Source organism: Sphingobium sp. RS1, assembly GCF_056156825.1.
This window is the reverse complement of sequence record NZ_JBLZXE010000002.1, coordinates 2,305,397-2,330,461: the sequence shown is the minus strand read 5'-3', so window position 1 is coordinate 2,330,461 and position 25,065 is coordinate 2,305,397. Positions and strand designations below refer to the sequence as shown.

General features: G+C 67.3%; 21 protein-coding genes. 7 read left to right on the top strand and 14 right to left on the bottom strand.

Annotated features, from left to right (window positions below):
* The first annotated feature begins 61 nt into the window (after window positions 1-61).
* A complete protein-coding gene (locus tag ACNHGR_RS13035) occupies window positions 62-520 on the top strand; it encodes a nucleoside deaminase (RefSeq protein ID WP_184267903.1) in 459 nt (152 codons plus the stop codon).
* On the opposite strand, the gene ACNHGR_RS13030 is transcribed toward ACNHGR_RS13035, so the two are convergent.
* Window positions 482-2,380 carry a hypothetical protein gene (locus ACNHGR_RS13030; RefSeq protein ID WP_475286608.1) on the bottom strand — a complete coding sequence of 633 codons (1,899 nt, stop codon included), beginning with the start codon at window positions 2,378-2,380 and terminating at the stop codon, window positions 482-484. The two genes, ACNHGR_RS13035 and ACNHGR_RS13030, sit on opposite strands and share 39 nt — an antisense overlap.
* Window positions 2,381-2,425: 45 nt before the next feature.
* Here ACNHGR_RS13030 and ACNHGR_RS13025 point away from each other — a divergent pair, with 45 nt between their 5' ends.
* The gene (locus ACNHGR_RS13025; protein WP_184267899.1) at window positions 2,426-2,842 is read left to right on the top strand and encodes a GtrA family protein; all 417 of its coding nucleotides are present in this window, start codon (window positions 2,426-2,428) and stop codon (window positions 2,840-2,842) included.
* Between the two features lie 14 nt (window positions 2,843-2,856).
* On the opposite strand, the gene ACNHGR_RS13020 is transcribed toward ACNHGR_RS13025, so the two are convergent.
* The 5 genes from ACNHGR_RS13020 to ACNHGR_RS13000 all read right to left on the bottom strand — a co-directional run bounded on the left by ACNHGR_RS13020 (window position 2,857) and on the right by ACNHGR_RS13000 (window position 7,593).
* Window positions 2,857-4,266, bottom strand: a complete 1,410-nt coding sequence (locus tag ACNHGR_RS13020) for a UdgX family uracil-DNA binding protein (RefSeq protein WP_475288419.1) — start codon at window positions 4,264-4,266, stop codon at window positions 2,857-2,859.
* A gap of 49 nt (window positions 4,267-4,315) precedes the next feature.
* Window positions 4,316-4,786, bottom strand: a complete 471-nt coding sequence (locus ACNHGR_RS13015; protein WP_184267897.1) for a hemerythrin domain-containing protein — start codon at window positions 4,784-4,786, stop codon at window positions 4,316-4,318.
* 59 nt (window positions 4,787-4,845) lie between these two features.
* Entirely contained in the window at window positions 4,846-5,193 is a 348-nt protein-coding gene (locus ACNHGR_RS13010; RefSeq protein WP_475286606.1) for a hypothetical protein, read from the bottom strand.
* A gap of 86 nt (window positions 5,194-5,279) precedes the next feature.
* Entirely contained in the window at window positions 5,280-6,524 is a 1,245-nt protein-coding gene (locus tag ACNHGR_RS13005; protein ID WP_475286604.1) for a putative DNA modification/repair radical SAM protein, read from the bottom strand.
* 160 nt (window positions 6,525-6,684) lie between these two features.
* Window positions 6,685-7,593: a Hint domain-containing protein gene (locus ACNHGR_RS13000; protein WP_475286602.1), complete on the bottom strand. Its 909-nt coding sequence runs from the start codon at window positions 7,591-7,593 to the stop codon at window positions 6,685-6,687.
* Window positions 7,594-7,914: 321 nt separating this feature from the next.
* On the opposite strand from ACNHGR_RS13000, the gene ACNHGR_RS12995 reads away from it, so the two are divergent.
* From ACNHGR_RS12995 to ACNHGR_RS12985, 3 genes are all read left to right on the top strand, one after another.
* Entirely contained in the window at window positions 7,915-11,496 is a 3,582-nt protein-coding gene (locus ACNHGR_RS12995) for a hydantoinase B/oxoprolinase family protein (protein ID WP_475286600.1), read from the top strand.
* A gap of 69 nt (window positions 11,497-11,565) precedes the next feature.
* Window positions 11,566-12,561 carry an MlaD family protein gene (locus ACNHGR_RS12990; RefSeq protein WP_475286598.1) on the top strand — a complete coding sequence of 332 codons (996 nt, stop codon included), beginning with the start codon at window positions 11,566-11,568 and terminating at the stop codon, window positions 12,559-12,561.
* Window positions 12,558-13,148: an ABC-type transport auxiliary lipoprotein family protein gene (locus ACNHGR_RS12985; protein ID WP_475286596.1), complete on the top strand. Its 591-nt coding sequence runs from the start codon at window positions 12,558-12,560 to the stop codon at window positions 13,146-13,148. The genes ACNHGR_RS12990 and ACNHGR_RS12985 overlap by 4 nt, the downstream gene beginning before the upstream one ends.
* On the opposite strand, the gene ACNHGR_RS12980 is transcribed toward ACNHGR_RS12985, so the two are convergent.
* The 7 genes from ACNHGR_RS12980 to ACNHGR_RS12950 all read right to left on the bottom strand — a co-directional run bounded on the left by ACNHGR_RS12980 (window position 13,106) and on the right by ACNHGR_RS12950 (window position 21,529).
* Window positions 13,106-13,792, bottom strand: coding sequence for an ATP-binding cassette domain-containing protein (locus ACNHGR_RS12980; protein ID WP_475286594.1), 687 nt, complete (start codon window positions 13,790-13,792; stop codon window positions 13,106-13,108). The two genes, ACNHGR_RS12985 and ACNHGR_RS12980, sit on opposite strands and share 43 nt — an antisense overlap.
* Entirely contained in the window at window positions 13,789-14,556 is a 768-nt protein-coding gene (locus ACNHGR_RS12975; protein ID WP_184267881.1) for an ABC transporter permease, read from the bottom strand. Before ACNHGR_RS12975 ends, ACNHGR_RS12980 begins: the two co-directional genes overlap by 4 nt.
* Window positions 14,544-16,679: a RyR domain-containing protein gene (locus ACNHGR_RS12970; RefSeq protein WP_475286592.1), complete on the bottom strand. Its 2,136-nt coding sequence runs from the start codon at window positions 16,677-16,679 to the stop codon at window positions 14,544-14,546. Before ACNHGR_RS12970 ends, ACNHGR_RS12975 begins: the two co-directional genes overlap by 13 nt.
* Window positions 16,680-16,687: 8 nt before the next feature.
* Entirely contained in the window at window positions 16,688-18,232 is a 1,545-nt protein-coding gene (locus tag ACNHGR_RS12965) for a C1 family peptidase (RefSeq protein WP_475286591.1), read from the bottom strand.
* Window positions 18,233-18,260: 28 nt separating this feature from the next.
* A complete protein-coding gene (locus ACNHGR_RS12960; RefSeq protein ID WP_475286590.1) occupies window positions 18,261-19,172 on the bottom strand; it encodes a hypothetical protein in 912 nt (303 codons plus the stop codon).
* A 78-nt stretch (window positions 19,173-19,250) separates the two neighbouring features.
* Window positions 19,251-20,879, bottom strand: coding sequence for an SUMF1/EgtB/PvdO family nonheme iron enzyme (locus ACNHGR_RS12955; RefSeq protein WP_184267872.1), 1,629 nt, complete (start codon window positions 20,877-20,879; stop codon window positions 19,251-19,253).
* On the bottom strand, window positions 20,876-21,529 hold the full coding sequence (locus tag ACNHGR_RS12950; protein ID WP_184267870.1) for a hypothetical protein: 654 nt from the start codon (window positions 21,527-21,529) through the stop codon (window positions 20,876-20,878). Before ACNHGR_RS12950 ends, ACNHGR_RS12955 begins: the two co-directional genes overlap by 4 nt.
* A 100-nt stretch (window positions 21,530-21,629) precedes the next feature.
* Here ACNHGR_RS12950 and ACNHGR_RS12945 point away from each other — a divergent pair, with 100 nt between their 5' ends.
* On the top strand, window positions 21,630-23,321 hold the full coding sequence (locus ACNHGR_RS12945; protein ID WP_184267868.1) for a caspase family protein: 1,692 nt from the start codon (window positions 21,630-21,632) through the stop codon (window positions 23,319-23,321).
* 30 nt (window positions 23,322-23,351) lie between these two features.
* Here the strand turns inward: ACNHGR_RS12945 and ACNHGR_RS12940 are convergent, their stop codons facing one another.
* Window positions 23,352-24,026, bottom strand: coding sequence for a hypothetical protein (locus ACNHGR_RS12940; protein WP_475286587.1), 675 nt, complete (start codon window positions 24,024-24,026; stop codon window positions 23,352-23,354).
* Between ACNHGR_RS12940 and ACNHGR_RS12935 the strand changes: the two genes are divergently transcribed.
* Window positions 24,025-24,957: a toll/interleukin-1 receptor domain-containing protein gene (locus ACNHGR_RS12935; RefSeq protein ID WP_475286585.1), complete on the top strand. Its 933-nt coding sequence runs from the start codon at window positions 24,025-24,027 to the stop codon at window positions 24,955-24,957. The two genes, ACNHGR_RS12940 and ACNHGR_RS12935, sit on opposite strands and share 2 nt — an antisense overlap.
* Window positions 24,958-25,065 lie beyond the last annotated feature (108 nt).

The following is a 25,065-nucleotide window of genomic DNA, read 5'->3' as shown; positions in this document are numbered from 1 at the left end:
TCCAACTTTCTTCCGGCCCCAACTTCTTTCCGGGCGGACAATCCTGTATCGGGCGGGGCCGATGGCTCCGCCCTTTCCCTTGCCTGCGCCGATGCGCCGTGCGCTCGATCTCGCCCATGCGGCAGAAGCGGCGGGTGAAGTGCCGATCGGCGCCGTCGTGACGAAGGATGGCGCCATCATCGGCGAGGGCGAGAATCGCAACCGCCGCGACAATGATCCCACCGCCCATGCCGAAATCGTCGCGATGCGCGCGGCCGCCGTCCATCTGGGCGACTTTCGCCTGACCGGCTGCGACCTGTGGGTGACGCTGGAACCCTGCCCGATGTGTGCGGGCGCCATATCCCACGCCCGCATCGCCCGCCTTTATTATGCCGTGGGCGACCCCAAGGGCGGCGCAATCGAGCAAGGGCCGCGCCTCTTCGCCCAGCCGCAATGCCTGCACCGCCCCGAAGTCTATGGCGGTCTTGCCGAAGCCGAAGCCTCAGCGTTGCTTCGCGACTTTTTTGCCGCCCGGCGCTGAATAATCGATTCTGTAAAGCTGATAGGGCAGCGTCATGCCCGTCTTCAGTTCCACCGGCACCAGCCAGTTCGGAATCGTGCCCCGCATCAGCCCGGCATAGAAGCCGCGCGGGCTGCGCGACTGGTAGATGGTGCCTTCGGGGAACCAGGGGCAGACCAGCAGATAGGTGGCATGATGCTTCGCCGCGATGGCGCGGAAGCCACCCGCCGGCCCGTCATAGGCATGGTGCATGTCGAGGATGGTCGCGCCGTTCCGATGATAGGGACCGGCGACTGCGCTATGATGGGTCGTCGCGATCAGGCGCGGGCCAAGATCGACCATGGTAAAGATGGTCGCGGGCGGCAACTGGTCCAGCACTTCCAGCGCGGGCAGCGTGCGACAGCGGCCATTGGCCTTCTTGATCGATTCGGTGCGCGCGACGGCGGAGGGGCGCCAGGGGCGGGGCGTCGTGCCGGTCGCCTGCTGGTAGAGCTTCACGACCTGCGGATAGAGCGGATAGGCGCAGGCGATCGCCACTAGCAGCGCTATGCCTGCCCCGGCTGCGATCCGCACCCGCCGCGTACCGGTGACGATAGCGGCGACCAGCCGATGCGCGGCCCAGGCGGCAGGCGGGATTGCCAGCAACTGCGCCGCCGGCCCGGCACGTAGCTGCCAGAAGAGCAGGGCGGTGGAAAAGACCATCATCGCGCCGACCGTTGCCCAGGCCCAGAGCCGTTCCGTGTCGCGCCGTGCATCCCACAAGGCCCAGAGCAGGCCGATCAGCCCCGCCACCGGCACCGCCAGCAACGGCACGACCATGGATTGCGCCTGCGCCGTGATCGGCTTGGCCTCCCGGATGTTGGCGAGCCACAGCCGCTGGAGTTCGGGCGAAATCTGATAGGGGGTCAGGCATTGCGGCCAGTTCATGTAGAAGAAGACCGCCACCGCGCCGCCCACGACCGCGCCGGCCACCAATCGCACGGGCCATGTCCGCAGCGGCGCGATCGACAGGATCACCATGCCGGCGCCCGCCGCGCCGAATACCGACACCCAGATGGGCGATATGGCATCGCACACCATGGCCCGGTTGGCATAGCTGGCGAACAGCAGATAACAGAGCGACGTCGCCCCCGCGAGGCTGAGGCCATAGGGCAGCATGCGCCGCTCCGCGCCCGGCCGGAATACCCAGCGCAGCGCGATCAATCCGCCGCCCGCCGCCAGATAGACGATCATCTCCATGCCGATGGCCACCGACAGCGCGCTGCTGATCCCGGCCATCAACCCGCCGCGCAGCCGGTTTTCGTCGATCACCCCGGCCAGCATCGTCACCGCCAGCGCCAGTTGCCAGCCATGATGGTCGATCCGCATCGGCGCATACATGCCCAGCCCCATTTGCGCGGCGAGCGGCGCCAGCACCGCCAGCAACCAGCCATGCGGCCCGGCCAGCCGCCGCCCGATAAAGCCCAGGCTGAGCATCAGCAGCAAGAGCGGCAGCAGCGGCGCGATGCCGCAGGCCAGCCGATCGGCCAGCCCCTGATCGAGGAAGGCGCGGAAGAAGAGGATCAGCCCCGCGATCGGGATATCGACCAGCCGCGACCAGTGGATATTGGCGCCGCCCGGCGGATCGAGCCGATATTGGCGCAGATCGTACCAGCCCTGCCCAGCCAGCCAGTCCTTCACCTGCACATAGCGGATATTGTCGTCGGTATCGCTCAGCACCAGCCAGTGAATTGCGGGCCAGCGCGTGACGAGCATCGTGACCGCAATGACGATCCAGATCAGGAAGGTCAGCCATTTCCAGTGCCGCTGCGCATAGGCGGTCAGGATCGGCACCCAGTGCAGGGCGCGGGCGCGCAGGCTATCGCGGCTAGGCAAGGTCATGGCGGTGGATTAGACGCTCCGCATCAAAGCGCAACGGGGCATGCCATGAAATATCTGTCACGACTTTATGCAGAGCATGGCGCGCTCTTCTGGCAGATCGTCCGCTATGGCGTGACCGGCCTGTTCGTCACCGCCTGCCAGGCGGCGATCTACTGGAGCCTTGCCGCGCTCGTCGGCCTCCATCCGCAGGCCGCCAATTTCATTGGCTATCTCGCCGCCGTCGCGATCGGCTATGTCAGCCACAGCCTCTTCACCTTCCGCGGCCATGGCGGGGAGGCGAACCATGCGGCGCGCGGCGCGAAATTCATCATCGTCTCGCTGGTCAGCTATGCGCTCAACGCGCTCTGGGTATTCCTGTGTGTCACCCATATGGGCTGGCCGGAATGGTCGCCCATACCCGCCATGCTTTTCGTCACGCCGGCGGTGATGTTCGGGTTGAACCGGCAATGGGTGTTTCGCTGATCGACCGCCGTCAGTCAGGCGACCAGCGCATTGACCCGTTCGGCCACGACTTTCAGGTCAGCCACGAAACGCGCCTGCTCTTCCGCCTGGCGGTGCGGATCGGGTAGCCGCAGCAAATAGCTGGGATGCACCGTCACCCATGCTTCCGCGCCATCCGCCAGTGCGATCGCGGCGCCGCGCGCGCGGCTGATCGTCACCGCCTTGCCCAGCATCGCCCGCGCCGCGCTGGCGCCCAGCGCGACGATGATGCGCGGCCGAATGAGGTCGATTTCCTGCCCCAGCCACCAGCGGCACGCCTCGATCTCGCCGGCGTCGGGCGACTGGTGCAGGCGGCGCTTGCCCTGCCGCTCGAATTTGAAATGCTTGACCGCATTGGTGACATAGGCGCGGGACCGGTCCACCCCGGCCTGCGCCAACGCCCGATCCAGCAACTGCCCCGCCGGCCCGACAAAGGGACGTCCGGCCAGATCCTCCTGATCGCCCGGCTGCTCGCCGATGAACATCAGCGGCGCGTCCAGTGGGCCTTCGCCGAACACCATCTGCGTTGCGTCCCGGTGCAGCGGGCAGCGGGTGCAGCCCCTTGCCTCATCGCGGATCGTCGCCCAGACGGTCGCGACATCACCCCGCCGCTTCGGCGCTTTTTCCGGCAGCGGCGCGGTCGCGATCATCGCCGCCTCACGCGCCTGCGCCCCGGCGATCAGGTCCGGGATCAGCGCCGCCTCGGGCAGGTTGCGCCAGTATTTTTTCGGCATTTCCGACAGCATCGCTCCGGTCTTGAGCCGGGCGGGGTTGAAGATTGCGCTGTAATAGCCTTTCCACAGGGCCTCCACCGGATCGCCATCCGGCGCGTCGCTTCGCTGCGCACCGGGGCTTTGCGTCAACGCGGCGCCATCCCAGTGAATGCTGATCTCCGGCGTCAGGATCGACCAGCGCATCGATGCGAAACGGCGCATGAAGAAGCCCGCATTGGCACGCACGATATGATGCTCCGGCTCGAACCAGGCGACGAAGCGCGCGCCCTCTTCATCCGCCATTTCGCGAAAGCGCACGAAGGCGCGCATCTTGTGGATGTCGCGCCGCACCGCCTTGGCCAGCACGTCCACCCGGCGCAGCAACGGATCGGCCTTGTCCTCCATCAGCCCCGGTCGCGCGCGCAGCCGGCACAGCAGCGCATAGAGCAAGGCGAAGCGTTCTGGCTCGCAATGCAGGATTGCCTTCTCGGCCAGATCGACAAAGGCGCGCGGCACGGAAAAGCCCGCATCGGGCTGCTCAGGCGGCAGCGGCGTGTCGCCGAACAGGTCGGCGCTCTGCTCACCAACCTGCCACACGATATCGGCCGGATCGACGCCCACCAGCGCCAGCCGCCGTGCCGCCGCCCGCCAGCCGTCAAAATCGTCCGGCGCGGTCAGTGCGATGCGGTACATGTGCGCCTGTCGTACCATGATCCGCTCGTTTCGAGCGGTGGACTGGTCCTCAATCCTCGGCCTGTGCCCGCTCCAGTTCGGCGGGCTTGCGCTTGGCGAACAGCTTGCCCAGCCGCTCTTCCTCGGCCGCCGACAGTTGCTTGGCGGCGTCGGGGAACATCTCTTCTTCCTCCTCCTCGATATGGTGGAGGTAGCGTTTCTTCATCTCGGCGAACTTTTTCCGCCAGGCTTCGCCATTGAATTTCAGTTCGGACAGCTCTTCCAGATAATCGTCGATTTCCTTGTGCTCGGACACGCTGTGCTGCGCATCCTCGCGCAGGTCCGGTTGCGCCAGCATGGTGGCATAAAGCGACTCTTCCTCGGCCGCCGCATGGGCGGTCACTTCGACCGTGAACTGCTCGAACAGCTTTTCCAGCCGCTCTTCGTCCTTCTCGCGCTCGGCCTCCGCCATCTTGGCGAACAACTGGCGATGGGCGTCGTGATCCTGCTTCAGACGGTCGAAAATGGTGGCGTCGGCCATGGATGTTCCTCCTCGTTCGAGGAAGGACAACGACGGTCGCGGCAATTGGCTCCGAAGGATTAGCCGAACAGGAAGCGGAAGATGATCGCGACCGGAATCCACAGCAGCGCGCCGATGATGCTGGCGCCCCAGAGCTGTACCACATCCCGGCGGAACCGCAGTGCCATGCCGTCCTGCGGCAGGCCGCCTTGCTCCAGCATCTGCCAGCGCCGCTCCAGTCCGCGCGCGGCGACGCCATAGCCGCCAATGGCGACGATGATGCCAAGGTGCAGGACCAGCGAGCCGCCCATCTTGGCGACGATGAAGATCTGCGCAAGGCAGAAGACGACCAGGGCGGCGGCAAGGTGCGAACTGATGCGCTTGGCGAAACTCTTACCCTGCGCGCGATTGCCGATTGCGGTCGCCAAGACCTCATTCTCCTTTTGTGACCCTGGCAACAGAATTTCATGTGTCGTGCGCGCAATCAACCCAAAATGACCAGCCGGAACGGCAATTATGCGAATAAATCGAGCTGCCGCGCAGGCGGCGCCAGGCTGGCGCGCAGATCGGCGCGGTCGGTCAGCGCCACCGGCCGCCAGTCCGCCGTCACCAGGAAGGGGCGCAATTTGCGGATGGACGTGGTCAGCCGCGCGACATCCTCCAGCCGCAACCGGCGATGGCGCCGGCTCGCCACGATGCGGTCCACCGCCTTCACGCCCAGTCCCGGCACCCGTAGCAAGGCCTCGCGCGGGGCGCGATTGACGTCGACGGGGAAGGCGGCGCGATGGTTGAGCGCCCAAGCGAGCTTGGGATCGATATCCAGCGGCAGGCAACCCGTCGTCCTGTCGGTCGCCGCCGCAATCTCCCCGGCATCATAGCCATAGAAACGGATCATCCAGTCCGACTGGTACAGTCGATGTTCCCGCATCAACGGGGGGCGCCTTAACGGCAGCACCGCGCTGGGCGAGGGGATGGGGGAAAAGGCGCTATAATAGACGCGGCGCAATTTGTGCCGGTCATAAAGGTTGCTCGCCTTTTCGATGATCGCCCGGTCGTCGGCGGCGTCCGCGCCCACGATCATCTGGGTCGACTGGCCGGCAGGCGCAAAACGCGGCGCGCTCTTATATTTGCGCCGCGCATCATGCCCGTCCTCGATCTCGCCCCGCAAATGCCCCATCGCCCCCTCGATCCGCTTGCCGTCCTTTTCTGGCGCCAGCCGTAGCAGGCCCGTTTCGGTGGGCAATTCGACATTGATCGACAGCCGATCCGCATGGAGCCCGGCCAGCCGCAGCAAGTCCGGATCGGCATCGGGAATGGTCTTCAAATGGATATAGCCGCGAAAATCATGGTCCTCGCGCAGCGACCGGGCGACCTCGACCATCTGCTCCATCGTATAATCGGACGATCGGATGATCCCGGACGACAGGAACAGTCCCTCGATATAGTTGCGGCGATAGAAGTTGAGCGTCAGCGCCACCACCTCCTGCGCGGTGAAGCGCGCACGGCGCACATCGCTCGACCGGCGGTTGATGCAATAATGGCAGTCGAAAATGCAGCTGTTGGTCAGCAGGATCTTGAGGAGGGATATGCAACGGCCGTCCGGCGCATAGGCATGGCATATGCCCATCCCTTCGGTCGATCCGATCCCCTTGCCGTCGCGGCTGTCGCGCTTGGCCGTGCCGGACGAGGCGCAGGAGGCATCATATTTGGCCGCGTCGGCCAATATTTCAAGCTTTTGACGGGTGGAGAGTTGCGCCATATGTTCCTGATATGTTCAGGATACGGCGCTGTCCATAATCTCGATCAAGACATGCCCCAAGGGACAGGGGGTATCGTCCCCGGTGCCGCCGGCAAAGGTCGCGCCAGGACGCGGGCTACAGGGTGCCGCCGCCGACATGTCGCCGGCGGCGGCCTTTGTGTCAGGCCGGTTCGTGGGCGGCGTTGGTCAGGCGCGCGACGATCGCGGCCTTGATCGGGCCGGCGCGGGGACCACGGCGGACGCGCGGCAGGCAGTCGGGATAGGCCGCTTCGGCCTGGTCCACGGTCATGTGGATGTCTTCGGGGAAGCGTGCGGCATAATCCGCCGCCTGGTCGAAGCTCTTATATTTGGGATGATGCTTGAAGCTTTCCGACGCGACGCCTTCGGAAATCAGCATCGTGTGGCGCGCCAGGCGGACATGCCAATATTGCACCTGGGTTTCGGCGAAATCGATGACGATCGACTGGCCGTTGACCAGGGTGCGGGCGGGGATCATCACGTCGCCAAAGCCGATGGCATGGCCGGGCGATACCACCAGGTCGCGGGTCGGCAGGCGGCCGTCCAGCGCGCCGGCACGGATGCGGATCGGCAGATGTTCGGGCATGAAACCGCCACGCGCACGCGGCACGGTGGTGCAACCGACCCACAGGACCGGTTCGGCCGTGCCGTCCAGCGTTGTCAGCATGTCGCCCGCAACCAGATCCTCGACCGCCTTTTCGTTGCCATCGGCAAGCAGCAGGCGGGTGCCACGCTGGAAGCAGACCGGCATCGGGCCATTGTCGATCGCATAGGTGCCGGCCGGATATGTATTATTCATCGTGTTGAAATAATAATTGCCGCCACTATCGGTTGTCAGAAATCCCCCGTCAAAATGGCCGACATAGGAATCCGTCGGCGTGCCATCCGAATAAGTGATATTGTCGCCGGCTTCGAACGTGTTGTCCGTTTCACCATCGGTCACATTGACTGTGGGTGTGCCGAAGTTTTGAGCCGCTCCGCTGATCGTCATCGTGCCGGATGCGGAATCATATGTGACTGTATAATAATAGTTGGAAGTATAATCCGCCATCATCATTCCCCTGTTGTTGCACGGGAAGATTATCAAAAACTTCTGATAAGGAAAGAATATTTCATATCATTATGAATTTTTGTGATTTGAATAAAATATCGGCCGGAGAAGGAATAAAAATCGGTCACCATCCGTATATCGCGCACCGCCCGCGCCAGCCATGATCGTGCATTCGCAATTGGCCGGCCGGCGATGCTGAAGTTGCTGGCGATGGCCGCGCCGGCCTGACACCTGGCAAATCCCCTGTGGCCCATTCAGGGAGGGGGGCGGCCATTCTCGCCGCTCTTGCCATCCCGCCGCCGCCCCGCCATCACGCGCGGCATGACATGGCAATTCTGGATCGATCGCGGTGGCACCTTTACCGATGTGGTGGCGCGCGCGCCCGACGGGCAACTCCATACCGCCAAATTGCTGTCGAACGATCCGGAACGCTATGCCGATGCGGCGGTGGAGGCGGTGCGCCGCCTGACGGGCGCCGGATCGGGGGCAGGATCGGCGGGCGCCATCCCGCCCTGCACCCTGCGCATCGGCACCACCATCGCCACCAACGCGCTGCTGGAACGCAAGGGCGAGCCGGTGCTGCTGGCCATCACGCGCGGCTTTCGCGACGCGATCCGCATCGGCACCCAGGAACGGCCCGACCTGTTCGTGCGTCACATCCGCTTGCCCGACCCGCTCCATGCCGATGTGATCGAGATGGACGAGCGGCTGATGGCTGACGGCACGGTCCGCACCCCGCTGGACGAAACCGCCGCCCGCGCTGCGCTGCAATCCGCCTATGACAGGGGCCTGCGCGCCATCGCCATCGTGCTGATGCACGGCTATCTTTATCCCGCGCACGAACAGCGACTGGCCGCGATAGCCGCCGACATCGGCTTCACCCAGATCAGCACCAGCCATGACGTCGCCCCGCTCATCAAGCTGATCGGGCGCGGCGACACGACGCTGGCCGACGCCTATCTCTCCCCCGTCCTGCGCGCCTATGTCGATGGCCTGCGCGCTGCACTGGGCGCGGATGCCGACATGCTGTTCATGCAGTCGAGCGGCGGCCTGACCGACGGCGCGCTGTTCCGGGGCAAGGATGCCGTGCTGTCCGGCCCCGCAGGCGGCATCGTCGGCCTCGCCCGCACGGCGGAGCAGGCGGGCTTTGGCGAAGTCATCGGCTTCGACATGGGCGGCACCTCGACCGACGTGTCCCATTATGCCGGTGCTTACGAACGCGACAATGAAGCCCGTGTCGCCGGGGTGCGTCTGCGCGCGCCGATGATGCGCATCCACACCATCGCGGCGGGCGGCGGCTCCGTCTGTGCCTTCGTCGACGGCCGCTTCCGCGTCGGCCCGGAAAGCGCGGGCGCGATGCCCGGTCCGGCCTGCTACCGGCGCGGCGGCCCGCTCACCATTACCGACTGTAACGTCATGCTCGGCAAGATCCAGCCGGCTCATTTCCCCAGCCTGTTCGGCCCGGACGGCGACCAGCCGCTCGACACGCAGGCCGTGGCGGATCGCTTCGCCGCCCTCTGCGCGCAGGTGCAGGCGGACACCGGCCGCGCCATGACCCCGCGCGAAGCGGCGCAGGGCTTCATCGCCGTCGCCGTCGCCAGCATGGCCAATGCGATCAAGCGCATCTCCGTCGCGCGCGGCCATGATGTGTCGCGCTACACGCTCGCCAGCTTCGGCGGGGCCGGGGGGCAGCATGCCTGCCTCGTCGCCGACGCGCTGGGCATGGACCGGGTGATGATCCATCCGCTCGGCGGCGTACTCTCCGCCTATGGCATGGGCCTGGCCGACCGCCGCGCCGTGCGGGAACGCACACTGGCGCTGCCGCTGGGCGATGCTGCGCTCGGCGCTGCTCTTGCCACGCTGGCCGACGATGCCCGCGCCGATCTGCCCCAGGCCGACCGCATCGAAACCCTGCTGCGCCTGCGTTATGATGGCACCGACAGCCTGTTCGATGTCGTGCTGTCCGACCCGGCAATGATGCGCGAAGATTTCCTCGCCCAGCATCAGGCGCGCTTCGGTTTTGCGGGCAAGGGGACGATCCTGATCGACATGGCCCGCGTGGAGGCGATCGCCTCGACGCAGGAAGCCATGGACGGCATCGTCACCATCGCCGCACAGGCTGCCCCGCCCATCGCCCATGTCGACTATGCCGGTGTCCCCGCGCCCGTCCACGACCGCGCCACCCTCTCGTCGGACAGCATGATAGATGGCCCGGCGCTCATCATCGATCCTGTCTCCACCACGGCGGTCGAGCCCGGCTGGCGCGCGCAACTCGACCCGCACGGCAACCTCATCCTCACCCGCCACATTCCCCGCGCCCGGCCGGACAGCGAAGACGCCACCACCGTCGATCCGGTCCGGCTGGAGGTGATGGGCGGCCTGTTCATGGCCATAGCGGAGGAAATGGGTGCCGCGCTCCAGCACAGTGCCTCCTCGGTCAACATTCGCGAGCGGCTCGATTTCTCCTGCGCGCTGTTCGACGCGGCGGGCAATCTGGTCGCCAATGCGCCGCATATGCCGGTGCATCTGGGCAGCATGGGCGACAGCATCCGCACCATCATGCACCGTCGTGGTACGGATGCAGGCGGCCAGCCGATCGACGGGCGCGGCATGCTGCCGGGCGACGTCTATGCGCTCAACGCCCCCTATGATGGCGGCACGCACCTGCCTGATGTCACCGTCGTCATGCCGGTGTTCGTCGGCGAAGCCGGCATGCCCGCCTTCTATGTCGCGGCGCGCGGCCATCATGCCGATATTGGCGGCATCACCCCTGGCTCCATGCCGCCGGGCAGTAGCAGCGTAGAGGAAGAGGGCGTCGTCCTCGACAATCTGCTGCTGGTCGATCGCGGTGATTTCCGGGAGGCCGCGATCCGCGCCCTGCTGGCGTCGGGATCATGGCCGGCCCGCAACATCGATCAGAATATCGCTGACCTCTCTGCCCAGATCGCCGCCTGTGCCAAGGGTGCGAGCGAACTGCGCCGCATCAGTGACGCTTATGGCGTCGACACCATATCGGCCTATATGGGCCATGTGCAGGACCAGGCCGAAGCCGCCGTCCGCCGCCTGATCGATCATCTGTCCGATGGCCGTTTCAGCTATGCGATGGATAGCGGCGCGACGGTCCAACTCGCCGTCCATGTCGACCGTGCGGCCCGCGCCGCGACCATCGACTTTACCGGCACGGCGGACCAGCGGCCCGACAATTTCAACGCTCCTGCCTCGGTCGTGCGCGCCGCCGTCCTCTATGTCGTGCGCACCCTGATCGATGAGGCCGTGCCGATGAACGACGGGTGCCTGAAGCCCATCACCATCATCGTGCCCGAAGGATCGATGCTGCGCCCGCGCTTCCCCGCCGCCGTGGTCGCGGGCAATGTGGAAACCAGCCAGGTCGTGACCGACGCCCTGTTCGGCGCGCTCGGCGTGATGGCCGGCGCGCAGGGGACGATGAACAACTTCACCTTCGGCAATGACCGGCACCAATATTATGAGACGATCGCGGGCGGCGCCGGCGCCGGCCCCGATTTCGACGGTGCCGACGTGGTGCAGACGCACATGACCAATAGCCGCCTGACCGACCCTGAAATCCTGGAAACCCGTTTCCCGGTGCTGCTGGAGGCATTTTCGGTGCGCGCCGGGTCGGGCGGGCAGGGCCGTCATCCCGGCGGCAATGGCGCGCTGCGCCGTGTCCGCTTCCTGGAGGATATGACCGCCGGCATCCTGTCCAATCGCCGTATCGTGCCGCCCTTCGGCCTCGCCGGCGGGGCGCCGGGCGCGCCCGGCCGCAACAGCGTGGAACGGGCCGATGGCAGCATCGAACCGCTCGGTCCCACCGCCACGATCCAACTGCGCGCGGGCGATGCCTTCGTCATCGAAACGCCGGGCGGCGGTGGCTTCGGCGATTGATCCCGATCAGGGTCTGATCGCTTGACAAGCGCCCCGTTCAGGTCTGTTCTGCTGTCGGGGGAGTGGGGCATGACGCCGGACTCAACAACGCAGATCAGATGGGGTGTGGGGGCCGCGCTGCTGGCGGTGGCGGTCGTCGCCATATTGGCGCTCGTGCCCGATCCCTTCTTTCGCCAGCGGGTGATCGCCACTACGCTCGACGATGTGGAGGGCGTGTCGCCGGGCGTGCAGGTCTATTTCCGGGGCGCCCCGGTCGGCGCCGTCCGTTCCGTCGATCTCAACCGCCAGAACCGCACCTTCGCGGTCGCCATGGGCATCGACCGCAACTGGCAGCCCTCTGCCTGCGCCTTCGCCACCGTGGCCTCCGCCAATCCGCTCACCGCGCCGCGCATCGAACTGGTGGCATTGGAAACCGCCGCTACACAATGCGCCGCCGCGCGCCGCGCCTATGGCTGCGATCCGGTGCCGGGCGGGCGTGACGGCGCGACTTTGACCGGCTGCCGCCGCCCGGCCGACCTGTTCGAAACCGCTGCGCTCGCGATTGGCGAAGCGGCGAATGTCGCGCGCACCGCCAACGCCATGGCGCAGAAATTGTCCGGCCTGTTGCAGGGCGATGGCACGGGCGGCGCGGTCGACATGGCGCAGGTCGCCCGCAACGCGACGCAGACGCTCGCCGCGCTCAACAGCCTCAGCACGCAGTTGGACCGCAGCTTCACCCCCGGCCAGGGCGACATTGCCGTCACCCTCTCCCATGTTCGTCAGGCGACCGGCCGCGCCTCTGAAATCGACGTTGCGGCGCTGAACGGCATCTTGCGCGAAACCCGCGCGCTGGTGGCGCAGAATCAGGCCAGCATCGCCGGCCTGCTGGCCGAAGGAAAGAGCAGCGCGGGCGAAGTACGCACCATATTGGAGGGGGCGTCGGCCTCGCTGGTAGCGACCAGCGCCAATCTGGAGCGCACCAGCAGCAGCCTCGGCGCGCTCAGCGAGCGCCTCGCTGGCGATCCTACCTATGCGATCCGGGGCCAGCGCTATGCCGATCCGCCCCCGCCGGGAGGCCAGAAATGAAGCCCATCGCCCTCATGCTCCTGTCTGCCCTGTCCGCCTGCGCCGCGCTCAAGGGCGGGGACACGCCCGTCACCATGCGCCTGTCGCCGGCTTTCGCCCCCGGCCTGCCGGTCGCCAGCCCCAGCTTCACCGTCGCCCCGGTGCAGGCGCGCGGCCTGTCGGGCGGGTTGCGCTATGCCTATGTCGATGCCGCCGCGCCCGGCGAAATCCGTCAGGCCGCCACCTATTTCTGGGAAGAGCCGCCGGCCGACAGCCTGGCCCGCGCGCTGGTCGCGGGTCTGCGTACCCGCTTCGCCACGGTCACCGGCCCGTCGCTGCCGCTCGCCGCCGACCGCCGTATCGTGGCGACGCTGGACCGGTTCGAGGAAGTGAGCGCCCCGGCCGGCGCACAGGCCGTCATCGCCTTCGACGTGACGCAGGTGGCGCAGGGCAAGGCGATCTGGGCCAGCCGTTATTGCGCGACCCGGCCAATCCCGTCGGCCGCCGGCACCGCCCGCGCCGCCGCCTTCCAGGCTGCGATCGAACAGGCCGTCGCCGCCTTCGTTCAGGATGTCGCGTCCGGTACGGTCACCGCCGCCTCCTGCTGAATCAGCCTGCCGCGCTCCAGCCGATAGATGCGCTCGCACAGTCGCCTGGCCAGCGCCGCATCCTGCGTCAGCAGCAGCAGCGCCCGCCCCTGCGGCACGATGCGCCGCCGCACTTGCGATTCCAGCGTGTCGCCGCGCGCAAAGGCCCCTTCGAACGGCTCGTCCAATATCAGCAATTCGGGATCGCGCACGAAGGCGCGGGCCAGTTCCGCGCGTCGCCGCTCGCCTGCCGACAGCGCATCGGCGCGGGTCGCCGCCATCTGCTCCAGCCCGAATTCCAGCAACAGCCGGTCGATTCGCCGCGCCATGCGCCCGCTGCCGCTGTCCATCGCCAGCCGCATATTCTCCTCGATGCTGAGCTCGCCCAGCAGCGACCCGCCCTGCATCGCCACGCCGCAGCGCGCGCGCAGCAACCGCCGCGCATCCGGCCCGGCCGCGTCCAGCGCCACGTCCATCAGGCGCACCGTGCCGCTGCCCGGCGGCGCCAGCCCGATCGCCAGTTTCAGCAGCCAGCTTTTCCCGGTCCCGCTATCCGCCAGGATCGCCACTCGCTCTCCCGGCCCGATGATGAGGTCCACCCGGTCGAGCAGCCGCGTACCGCCCAGCACCAGACTGACCGCCTCGAACGCCAACAGCTTACTCACGACAGGGCGGTCCACAGCGCCGCCGCGCTGAATATCCCCAGCAATCCGGCGGTAAAGGCGGTGGTGGCGCGCCGGCCGATGTCGGCGGGCGACCGCACCGGCTTCGCGCCCACCGCGCTCCCCACGGCAAAGGCGATCAGGGCATAGAGCAGCAGCTTGGCCATGCCGGTCAGCATCGCCTGCGCTGCGTCATGGGAGAAAGCGAAACCGCTCCACAGCGCCCAGCCGATATTGGCGATCATCGCCAGCGGCAGCGCGCAGCCGATGATCGCCGCAATCCCGCCCAGCGCCATGTGGATCGGCGCGGACAGCAGCACGGCGACCAGCGCCGGCCCCAGCGCATGCGCCACCGGATCGCGCCCCAGCGCTTCCAGCGCGTCGATCTCCCGGTTGAGAGCCATCGCCCCCAGCCGCGAGGACAGCGCCACCGTCACGCTGCCGCAGGCGAACAGGCCGACCAGCAACGGCACGATGTCGCGCAGCAATATCTCCGCCAGCGCGCTCAGCACCGGGATCTGCGCATTATAAAGGGCGAGCAGCCGCGCTGCGCCGATCCCGGCGATGATCCCCGCCAGCATCGCCAGCGGCAGCAATGTGCGCAACGGCCGCCAGACATGCAGCGGCAGACCATCGGCCAGTTGCCGCCCGGCCAGCCTGTCGCCGGCGATCACCCGCCGTCCCATGCCGGTGCCGGCACGCATCGTCAGCCAGGCCCCGGCGCCGATCGCCGCCAGCAGCTTGGCGGGGCCGGTCAGCCTGTCCATGGCGCCCGGCCTATCCCGCCATCCGCGCTGATCGTCACGGCCCGCTTGTCGTCCATCGGCCGGTTCGCCAGCAACAGGTCGGCGTCCGCCGCCAAAGCCGTTCCCGTGCCGGCATGGATGCTGTCGGCGCCCTGCATCAGCGCGGCGGCGGCCAGCGCCTCGGTCGGCGGCAGGGGATCGATGATGGCCTGCACATGCGCATCCAGGATCGGCTGCACCAACTGTCCCTGCCGCTGCAACGCCACCAGCAGGTCGCGCGACCAGCCATCGGACAGGTTACCGGCAAAGACCGGCGCCCGGTCGGGATAATGGGCGCCGATCGCCGCGATCAGCGCTGCCGGATCGGGCGCGGTATCCTCACCGCCCGGTTGCAGCAATATGCGCAGCGTCCGCAGCGCCCGCCGGCCGGAGGCCCCCAGCAGCCGCGCCATGATCCGCACCTGCTCCCGGTCCAGATCCTTGATCGCCTCGCTCAGCGCATCATAGGGCACGATATCGGGATGCAGCCTGCGGGCATCGTCGCGCACCGGGCCATGGGTCCATCCCTGCACCAGCTTGGCCGCCATCCAGCGATCATGTTCGGCCCGCGACAATTGCTCCAGCTCGTCCGGGGTCAGGGCCAGCGACGGGCCGCTGCCCTCCACCAGCCGCGCGCCGATGTCGCGCAGCTTCAGCTGATAGCAATCGGCCACCAGCCGGTTATCGTCGCGAAAGCTTTCGGGCAGGTCTTCCCATTCCTGCATCGACGCCCGCGCGCCGATCCGCTCGCCCTCGGCAAAACGCCCCTCCAGATAGAAATCATGGATCGACCGGGCCAGCGCGTCATGCCGGTCCTGCAACAGCATGTCGGGATCGGCCAGGTCGGCGAGGCTGCCGAACGGAAACAGGCCGGCGCCGACATGATGGTCGTGCGACCCGGCCATGCGCACATGGATCGGCGGGGCGGGCAGGGCGGCGGCGCGGTAGCGGGCATCGACCGCCAGCGCCACCGCCAGCGCGCGATCGTCATCATTCAGGTCGATGAGGATGGCGACCGGTTCCCCGGCCTGCGCGACATGGGCATCGATCAGCCCAGCCATCCCCGCCGGATCGAGCCGGGCCTCCACGAAGCGCAGCGGCGACAGGCTGTCGGCGCCAGGATTGCGCGCGCGAAACGCCGCCTCGCCCGGCGCGGCATCGGCCATATGGATGGCAAAGTCCGGCTTGCCACCGTCGCGATAATGGCCGCCCGCCAGCGTCCGCAGCACATAGCGCTCGATGAGCGGGGTGAAGCCGATTACCAGCACCCCGCGCCCCGCCTGCCCCTCGCGCGCGAAGGCGTCGATCGGCCGGGCCAGCGCCAGGTGCCGCGCGGCAATGTCGGGCAGCGCCGCCAGCCGCACCCGCGCGGTGCGCCGGTCGCCATGGTCGAATCGCTGCTCGACGCTGCGCCGCAGGTCGAGGTCGTCGACACGCAGGATGATGTCGATCGGATCGCCCGCCGGCCGCACCGCGGCCGCTCGTGTCAGCAGGGCGGAGGCCAGCGCGATATTGCCGCGTGCCTCGCTCGACAACAGCATTGCCGCCCGCGCCTTGTCCAGCGCCAGCGCGGCGGCGCTGTCCCCGGCCACGCCCTGTTCCACCTCCGCCGCGCCCGCTTCCAGCGCATCGCCGATCCACCGACTCCGCCGGTCCTGCGGCCACAGCAGCACGCGCCGCCCGTCTGCCAGCGCGCCCTGCGCCGCCTGCGCCGCCAGCCCGCCGCTCTCGTCCCCGGCGATCACCAGATGCGCGCCCCGCGCCCGGATCAGCGCCAGCCGCAGCGGGTTGCGCAATTGCTCCCACGCCAGCGCCGCCGTCGACCAGAATGTCAGCAGCGGCAGTGCCCAGCGCGCGATATTCAGCGACAGGGGCAGGTCGCGCCCCTCCAGCACCTGCGGAAAGCTGCCGACGATCAGGCGCAGCGCGCGCAGCCCATCCTGCATCACGGTGGTGGGCAGGCGCGCTTCGGCATAGGCCTGCGCAAAGCCCCAGCTGCCGAGCAGGAAGGCGATCGCCATCGCGCCGAAACGGACCACCGGCGCCACCGGGGGCAGGCGGAGCCCCCCGGTCCTTTTGCGTCCCTTATGTCGCCGGTCCCCCATGACCGGGGTCAATTGCTGGTCTGGAGCCGGACGAAAGCCGCCGATACGCCGTCGCCCTGATGCGCGGCCAGCTTGGCGCGCAGCCGGGTCAGGAATTGCCGTTCGGTCCCGTTCACTACCTCGTCATCGCCGAACAGCGGCTTGGCGGAGGCCAGCGCGACGATCATCTCCGGGCCAAAGGGCGGCGCCACCTGATAGCGTTGCACCGTTTGCGACAGGCCGATGGTGACGCGGCGCAGGCCCTTGCGATCGGGTTCGGGATGGCCGCGATGCAGTTCCACCGCGCTGCCGTCCGCCTGAAGATAGATGATGCTGAGATAAGGGCGCGCTGCATTGGTGGTCGCGCTGACGCCGAAAATGTCGTTTTCCTGCATCGCGACCGGGTCGCCGGCGCGCGTCTGCCCCTCCGCCGTCAGCACGCTGATCGCCGTGCCTTCGCGCCCCAGCGGCGCAGCCAGCGTCAGCGCCGCCTCGCATTGCGGCCAGGGCAGATGGCGCACCGCGAAGCTGCGGCCGGGATCGGCCTTGGTCGACGCTTCGCGCAGCGCGGCGATCGCGTTCATGTCGCCGGAAAAGCCGGTCACGCTCCTGCCCTGCACCGACACGGCGCCGCATGGCATGGCCGCCATCTGGTCGGCAAAGATCTGCGCATCGCTGCGCGGCGGCGGGGGCGGCGTGCCGGGTACGGCCGGGCCCATCGGCGCTTCCAGCGAATAGGCTTCGCCGCTCAGCAGCTTGAACGTGTCATAGCCGATCCAGGCATAGCCCTTGTCGCCCCATCCGGCGCCCCAGCTGTTCATGATGCGCAGCGCCTGGCGATCCTCGTCATAGCCCACGATCGCCATCGCATGATAATTGGCCTTTTCCGGCTTTTCTGCGCGGGCATAGATGCCATCGCCGCGGAACGCCTTGAAATCGGCCGCCACCGGCATGGCGAAGATCACCGGTGCGCCGCGCGCCAGCGCACCCTTCACATCGTCCAGGACGATCGGCGTGCGCCAGTCGTCCTTCACCTCGCGGTCGACCGCGCGCCAGTCGAGCAGGCGGAAATTGCCCGCCTTGGCCTTCAGCGCGTCGGGCGCGGGGATGGCGCATTTGGTCATGTCGTCGGGGAAGTCGGCCAGACTGACCGCCCCCTCATTCTTCAACAGGGTCAGCGCCTGGACGATGCTGATCGTGCCGGTGCAGGGCGACCCCGCCGGGCGCAGCCGGTTATAGACATAGGCCGGGCTCATCTGGTCGGCCGGCTCGTCCGGCTGCACATTCTTGTCGCGGAAATTGAGGAAGGTGCGCGCGGCATAGGTGGTGGCCCAGGCGACGCAATTGGGCTGCGGTCCCTGCGATCCGGGCGGGGGATAGGCGTTGGACAGGTCGACCTGCTTGGGCAGGTAGGCGCGGAACCGCCCCTGTTTGGGCAGCTTGGCATAATCTTCGGGAGAAACGGGTTCGGCGCCCGTCATGAACTGGCTGTCATCGGCCTGTTGCGCGGATGATCCAGCGGCGCAAAGCGCCAGCAGGACCGGCGCTCCCCATGTCACGAGACGGCGTGTCATCGCCCGTTCCTCCCCTGATTCCAAGCTGTTAGAAACGGTAGCCGATGGTCAGCGTCACCGCGTCGAAATCGAAATCATGCGAAAAGCTGCTGACGCCATGGGTGTAGATCAGGCCGATGCGCAACTGCTCGGCACGGCTCTTCTGCTCCACCTCGCGGGTGCGGATGCCCATGCTCAGCGCGGCTTCATGCACATTTTCATAGGCTTGCGGATCGCCGGACAGCTTGGTCCAGGTGTAGCTTGCGCGCAGCGATCCCTGCCGCCCGCCGAACATCCGCCCCTTGAACGGCAATTGATAGGCGATGCCGTTGCGGAACGACCAGACATCTTCCTTGAAATAGAAGAAGGGCTTCTTGCCGATGCCGGTATCGGTCGTGGTGGACCATCCGACCATGTTGCCGATGGTCAGGTCGCCCCGGCCGACCTGCGCGATCTTGTAGCGGCTGGTGGCGGACAGGGTCAGCACTTCGCTGCTGGCGCCGAACGATCCGTCATTGTTCGACACGCCAAAGGCGACGCGTGGCGTGATGAGCCAGTTGGGCTGAACCGGCAGCTCGACGCCGGCCGACAGCGTGCCCAGCACCGCCGTATCACCCTTGTTCACATGCAGGACGTTCAGGATCGGGTCGACCAGCACGCGGGCGCGGCTGCCCTCGAACGGGCGGAACGCCTTCTGGTAGCGCAGTTCGTAGCGCTCGCCCTCGATCCCGGCCGATCCCCAATAGGTAAAGGCGCCGCCGATCGTGTCGGCATCGCCCTCCATGTCGAATCCGGGCGTGTCCGGATCATCGTCATAATCAAGGTCGTTGAGATTGAGCGCAGTCGTCACCGCCGTATGTTGCAGGCTGTTCGGGCTGCCGATGCTCGCATAATAGGGCGAAGCAAAGGCCGTGCCCGGCACCAGGACCGCCACCGCGGCCGCGATCAGAAACTTGTTCATCGATGTCACCCCTCATCCTGCGCCGGAATTCCCAATCTCCGGCGCAAACCCTCAATTCATCCCCGGATCAGGCCCGGATCACGACGATCCCCCGATTTCGTCCTGTTCCAGATCGCGCACGACGCGCAATCCTGCATCCTGCCGGCGCTTGCCCGGCGGTACGGTAAAGCGATTGGCCGATCGCAGCGCGTCGGGCGCGCTCTCGAACGATCCGCCGCGCATGATCCGCCCCTTGCAGGACGTATCGGTGCAGCCCGACGTCCATTCCCACATATTGCCCTGCATCTGGTTGAGGCCGAAGGCATTGGCGGGATAGCTGTTCACCGCCTCGGGATAGCCGCGATAGGGTGCGGTATCGGAACCGTGATAGCGGGCGGTATGATCGTAATTGGCCATGGACGGGCCGATATCGTCGCCCCAGGGAAAGGCCGTGGGTGCGCCCGCACGGCTGGCATATTCCCATTCCTGCTCGCTCGGCAGGCGATAGGCGCGGCCCGACTGGACCGTCAGCCAGGCGACGAAGGCTTGCGCATCCTCATAGCTGATGTCGCTCGCCGGGATCAGCGGATTGGGATTTTCCTTCGACCAGTTGCCCAGCTTCGTGCAGGCATTGTCGCGCACGCAGGCATTCCATTCGGCGATCGTCACTTCATAGACGCCGATGGCGAAGGGGCGGTCGATCTTCACATCGGCCTGTGCGGGTTCGTCCCCGCCCCGGCCCGGTTCCGACACAGGCGATCCGAACGGCGTGATCCCGGCCGGGATCGCCCGCATCCACGGGCAGTTGGCGCAATCGTAGAAACGGTCGCTCGCCGCCCGGTCGCAACTGATGAAACAGGGGGGCGCACCCTGAAGGCCATAGTCGAAGGTCGGCTTCTGGAAATTCTTGGCCGAAGACAGCGCGACCCGGTCGGACACGCGCTTCAGCGCATCGGCGATATTCTGCTGCGGCCGGCGGATTTCCTCGGCCAGCACCTTGGAAAAGATGCCGTCGTCGAACGCGACCTGATCGGCGCTGGTGGAAAAGGCGACCAGATAGCCCTGATCCGGCCGGATCGCGGCGGCGGGCGCACGCACCATGCGGCGCAGCCCCTTGCTGCCGGCCAGTTCGCCGACCGCGCTCGCCTCGGTCCCCGTCTCGGCGGCGATCATCTGCGTCAGCGAAGGCGGCGGCGCGGGCAGCACGTTGCGGCACATGTCGAGCACGATCAGCACCGTCTTCGCGCCCGATCCCAGCAGGTTATGGGTCAGCGCCGCGCGGGTCATCGTTGCGCTTTCGGGCGTCAGGTCGCGACCGGCATCGACCGGCAACAGCATGACGTCGCCATAGCTGCCCAGCGCCGCGCCATGGCCGGAAAAATAGAGCGTGCCGAACGCCTTGGGCCCGGCGGCGGCCAGCTTCGCACGGAAATCGGCGACGGCCTCCTGCATCGCCGCGCGGGTCAGGTCGCGGCGCACCTGCACCGGGCCGGTCCCGCTGGCATCGACGAAGCCGGTGGCATTGAGCGCGGTCGCCACCTTGTCGCCGTCGGTATAAGTGGAGCCGAGTTTGTCGAAGGACTGGTAGGCGCCGTTGACGATCACCAGTGCCAGCCGCGGTTCGTCCGCTGCACGCGCAGGCCCCGCCAGCGCCAGCAGCAGCGTCGCCAGCATGGCCGCCAGCGCGCGGAGCCAGCCGCGCCCGCCCCCCGGCTGAATCTGGCTCATCGCGCGGCCTTGCGCGGCGCGAATTCGACCTGGGTCACGACCTGATCGACGGCGTCGACATGCAGCACCGCGTCATAGCGGCGCGCGGCCTTATAGGGTTCGGCCGGTCCGCCGCCGAACAGCTTGGCGAAGAAGCCGCCGAACCCGCGACCTTTCTGGCAATAGGGCTCAACGCTCACGGTACCGCCGCTTTGCTTCACCTCATTGAGCCAGGCGCCCAGCGGCAACGGCGCCTCATTGTCTGCCGGATAGGGGGTGTCCATGTCGACCACCACGGTCCGGCCGCGCCGCAGCTTGCCCTTGAGCGCCCGGTCGAAGGCGGCACCGTCGCCGAAGCGCAGGGTCGGCCTGGCCACCGGGCGGTCGCAGCTTTTGAGGACGGGCAGCGCCACCGCCTGCTTGCCGGGATCGGCAGCGGGGCCGGGCGCGACCGCATGCGCGGGCGCCTGCTGCTGCACTTGTTGCTCATTTGCAACGGGTTTGGGCGCCGGCGGATCGGGCGGCAAAATACGCACGCCACGGCCTGCGGCACCGCTCGCCGGCGCCTGGTCGGACGGTGGAACGGTGCCATCCTGCGCCAGAGCGTTTGTTACGCTACCGGAAAAAAGCAGAAGGGAAGCAATACCTATAGTGCAACGCAACACGGTCATTTGCCCGCTCCGAGTCATGATATAGTTATTGCCCCAAATACCTATCTAAGATTATGAGTGTACTGGTTTGAAGGCAACAAAAAAGCGCGGGGGATTCCTGATGTCGAAGGGGCGACGTGGACTCTGGGCAACAGTATTGTCCGCCTTTGTCACAATAATATCTAACCCAGGTTATGCTCATGCCGAGACGCGGGCGTTGCTGGTCGGGGCATGGCAATTTAAATCCAGCCTTATCATGGACCTGGTCGGGCCGGAAAATGATCTGGCGGCGATGGAGACGCTGATCCGCGGGCAGGGGGCCAGCGACGTCACGGTCCTGCGCAATGACGGGGTCAGTCGCACGACGGTGGAAACCGCGCTGCATGCGCTGGGCCTGCGGTCGAAACCGGGCGACTGGATCTTCCTTTATTACACCGGCCATGGCGCGCTGGCAGAGGCAGCGGTCAAGGGGACGCGCGACGGCGATACCGACCAGTTTCTGCCGCTGCCCGGCTTCGATCCCGACGTGAAGGATGCCGAACGCTTCATCGTCGACAAGGATTTCTACACCTGGCTGTCCATATATGTGCCGCGCGGCGTGCAGGTGCTGATGATGGCCGACACCTGCCATTCGGGGACGCTGCACCGATCGGTCGATCCGCGCGCCATGGGCATGACCCCGCGCCTGACGCTGGGCGCCCGCAATGTCGAGCTGGGCGCGCGCCCCGCGCCGCGCTTCGCCTCCGTGCTGGCGGCGAGCGGGGATGCCGGGGGCAATGCCACGCGCGATGATTTGCCCAATCTCTTCTACATCGCCGCCGCGCGCGACGACCAGATCGCGTGGGAAAATGCGCTGCCGGTGGAGGGGGCGCCGACCCGCGGTTTCCTGACCTGGTCGTTCGAACAGGGCGTCACCACGCCGCGCGCCGATGGCAAGGGCATGGCCGCCGATCAGGATGGCGATGGTACGCTCTCGATCGGCGAACTGGGCGCCTATCTCAATGTGCAGGTGCGGATGCTCAGCGGCCAGCGGCAGGAAAGCAATACCGTCATCCCGCCGGGGCGCGAACGGCAGGGCCTGTTCGCCACCGTGCCGCCGCCGCCCGCGCCCCCGGCCCCGCCGCCCCTGCCCGGCCTCTATGTCGCAGACCTGAAGGCCCGCGCCAGCGTCAGCGGCGATCATCCCTGGCGTATCCTGACCGACGGGCAGGGCGCCGACTTCGTGTGGGACGCGCGGGCGCAGGCCATGCTGCGGCGGACCGGCGACATCGTCGCGCAGAATGTGAAGACCCCGGCGCAGGTGCGCGGCGTGGTTGATAAATGGGCCGCGCTGGAGGCGCTGCGTCCGCTCCTGTCCGAACGCAGCGCCCGGCTGATGGTCGGTCCGCTCGACAATGGCGCGCGCTATCCTTCCGGTGCCCCGGTCACGCTGGCGCTGGCCCAGGTGCAGCCCCCATCCCAATCCCAATCTGGCCAGGGCGTTACCGCCGCTCCGCGCTATGCGACCGTGTTCAACATCGCCTCGGATGGCACGGTGCAACGGCTCTTCCCCGTCGCGGCGTCGGACGGCGATGGCGCGCTGGCCGCCGGCCAGTCGCTCCCCGTCCTCGACAGTCAGGTGATCCCGCCCTTCGGCGCCGATCATGTCGTCGCGCTGGTCACGCCGCAGCCGCCGCAGGATTTCCGCCTGCTGCTGCGCACGGTGGAAAATCAGCGCGCCGCCGCCCGTCTGGTCGAACCGATTCGCGCACTGCTGGCAAAGGCCGGGGGACAGGCCAGCCTGTCGATCGGCGAACTCTACACCGGCAACTGACCCGCCATGCGCCCGTCCCTGTCCCTGGCCTCAGTTGCTCAGGATCACGGTCCGGCTTCTGGCGGCGCTGCGATTGCCGATATCGACGCGATATTGCCCGGATGCGCGGGGCGTGACGGCGCAAACCGGCGCATAATCCTTGTTGTCGTCCATGCAGATCTGCTTGCCCGACGCATCGAGCAGGCGGATATACATGGTGGTGCCGATGTCGCCGATCGCGCCGATGCGCAGCGGCTCGCCCCCCTTGGCGGTGACGGTGAAGCGATAGGCGTTGCGCGGATCGACATCCAGCACCCGCCGCACCAGCCCCTTGCCAAAGGCGGAGGCGACCACGCCCCGGCCCGACGACTGCGCCATGCGAATCTGCAACAGCAGATTCTGGTCGTCGCGCGCCAGCGCCCTGGCTTCGGTGAACAGCGCCTCGGGCGAGAAGGGCGCATCGCCCTGCGCCTTTTCCTCGCTGATCGGCACCTGTTGCAGCATCCGCGCGGCGGTCAGCATCGCATAGGGATCGCGTTCGCGCCGGGCGAAGTCGGCCACCTGCCGCGCGGCGATCGCCTGCGCGAAGGGATTGGCCGGCGCGGCTGGAGTTGCGGCTGGCGGCGCGACTGGAGCGGGCGCCTGCTCCTGCGCCGCGACCGGACCGTTCACGACCATCATCGCCCCCGCCATGCAGGCGCCCGCGACCAGGAATCCGCGTATCATGTCCAGTCCCCTCGGTAAGATTTTCTCCGCCCCTGTGGATACTGCCGCAGCGGTCGGAAAGCCAGTGCTTGCAGGGGGGGCGGAACTGGCCGGCTATGCCCATAAACATCTGTCGGCGCTGGTCGGCGGCGCGGGCGACGGCCGCTATGCCGCCTTCATCAGCTACAGCCATGCCGACATGAAAGTGGCGCGCTGGCTGCATCGGGCGATCGAAAATTATCGCGTGCCCAAATCGCTGGTCGGAACGCCGGGCGATCGCGGGCCGATCCCGGCGCGGTTGCGCCCGGTTTTCCGCGACGAGGATGAACTGGCCGGCGCCGCTGAACTGGGGCCAAAGCTGCAAGGCGCGCTGGCCCGGTCCGATGCACTGATCGTCATCTGCTCGCCCGCCGCCGCCCGCTCGCTCTGGGTCGATCAGGAAATCCGCTCCTTCAAGCGGCTGAACCCGGACGCGCCGGTGTTCGCGCTGATCGCGGCGGGCGTTCCCGGTGACGGGGAGCAGGCCTGTTTCCCCGCCCCCCTGCTGTTCGCGCTCGATGCCGCGGGCGATCTCGACCGCGGCCAGCCGCTCGAACCGCTGGCACCCGACCTGCAGAAAAATGAACGCAACATCGTCAAGCTCAAGCTGATCGCCGGACTGCTCGGCGCGCCCTATGCCGCGCTCTACCGCCGCGACCAGCGTCGCAGCCGGCGAATCGCGGCGGCGCTGTCAGCCTTCGCCTTCCTGCTCATCGTCACCCTGTCGGGCCTGTCGATCGCCGCCTTCACCTATGCCCGCATGGCGGTGCAGCAACGTAACGAGGCGCAGGCCGCCCGCAAACTGGCGGAGGAAAATGCCGACAAGGCGGAACGGCGCGCCTGGCTGGCCCAGGTCGCCGCGCAGGAGGTGCGGCGGCTCGCGGTCGAGGGCGAAAACTGCCCTCGGCCCTGACCCTTTGAAAACGGGACGGCGTCATTCTTCATCCGTTCGCTTCGAGCGAAGTCGAGAAGGGGATTGCGCTACGTCTGGCTTCTCGACTTCGCTCGAAACGAACGGCGG

Excerpts from the sequence above, each read along its gene's own strand:
- ACNHGR_RS12975 (WP_184267881.1), bottom strand. The coding sequence starts at position 14,556 with ATGGACAGGCTGACCGGCCCCGCCAAGCTGCTGGCGGCGATCGGCGCC.
- ACNHGR_RS13015 (WP_184267897.1), bottom strand. The coding sequence starts at position 4,786 with ATGGCCGACGCCACCATTTTCGACCGTCTGAAGCAGGATCACGACGCC.
- ACNHGR_RS12950 (WP_184267870.1), bottom strand. The coding sequence starts at position 21,529 with ATGACCGTGTTGCGTTGCACTATAGGTATTGCTTCCCTTCTGCTTTTT.
- ACNHGR_RS12985 (WP_475286596.1), top strand. The coding sequence starts at position 12,558 with ATGAAGCCCATCGCCCTCATGCTCCTGTCTGCCCTGTCCGCCTGCGCC.
- ACNHGR_RS12970 (WP_475286592.1), bottom strand. The coding sequence starts at position 16,679 with ATGGGGGACCGGCGACATAAGGGACGCAAAAGGACCGGGGGGCTCCGC.
- ACNHGR_RS12995 (WP_475286600.1), top strand. The coding sequence starts at position 7,915 with ATGACATGGCAATTCTGGATCGATCGCGGTGGCACCTTTACCGATGTG.
- ACNHGR_RS13020 (WP_475288419.1), bottom strand. The coding sequence starts at position 4,266 with ATGTACCGCATCGCACTGACCGCGCCGGACGATTTTGACGGCTGGCGG.
- ACNHGR_RS12960 (WP_475286590.1), bottom strand. The coding sequence starts at position 19,172 with ATGAACAAGTTTCTGATCGCGGCCGCGGTGGCGGTCCTGGTGCCGGGC.
- ACNHGR_RS13035 (WP_184267903.1), top strand. The coding sequence starts at position 62 with ATGGCTCCGCCCTTTCCCTTGCCTGCGCCGATGCGCCGTGCGCTCGAT.
- ACNHGR_RS12990 (WP_475286598.1), top strand. The coding sequence starts at position 11,566 with ATGACGCCGGACTCAACAACGCAGATCAGATGGGGTGTGGGGGCCGCG.
- ACNHGR_RS12940 (WP_475286587.1), bottom strand. The coding sequence starts at position 24,026 with ATGATACGCGGATTCCTGGTCGCGGGCGCCTGCATGGCGGGGGCGATG.
- ACNHGR_RS12965 (WP_475286591.1), bottom strand. The coding sequence starts at position 18,232 with ATGACACGCCGTCTCGTGACATGGGGAGCGCCGGTCCTGCTGGCGCTT.
- ACNHGR_RS13005 (WP_475286604.1), bottom strand. The coding sequence starts at position 6,524 with ATGGCGCAACTCTCCACCCGTCAAAAGCTTGAAATATTGGCCGACGCG.
- ACNHGR_RS13030 (WP_475286608.1), bottom strand. The coding sequence starts at position 2,380 with ATGACCTTGCCTAGCCGCGATAGCCTGCGCGCCCGCGCCCTGCACTGG.
- ACNHGR_RS12935 (WP_475286585.1), top strand. The coding sequence starts at position 24,025 with ATGTCCAGTCCCCTCGGTAAGATTTTCTCCGCCCCTGTGGATACTGCC.
- ACNHGR_RS12945 (WP_184267868.1), top strand. The coding sequence starts at position 21,630 with ATGTCGAAGGGGCGACGTGGACTCTGGGCAACAGTATTGTCCGCCTTT.
- ACNHGR_RS13000 (WP_475286602.1), bottom strand. The coding sequence starts at position 7,593 with ATGGCGGATTATACTTCCAACTATTATTATACAGTCACATATGATTCC.
- ACNHGR_RS13025 (WP_184267899.1), top strand. The coding sequence starts at position 2,426 with ATGAAATATCTGTCACGACTTTATGCAGAGCATGGCGCGCTCTTCTGG.
- ACNHGR_RS12955 (WP_184267872.1), bottom strand. The coding sequence starts at position 20,879 with ATGAGCCAGATTCAGCCGGGGGGCGGGCGCGGCTGGCTCCGCGCGCTG.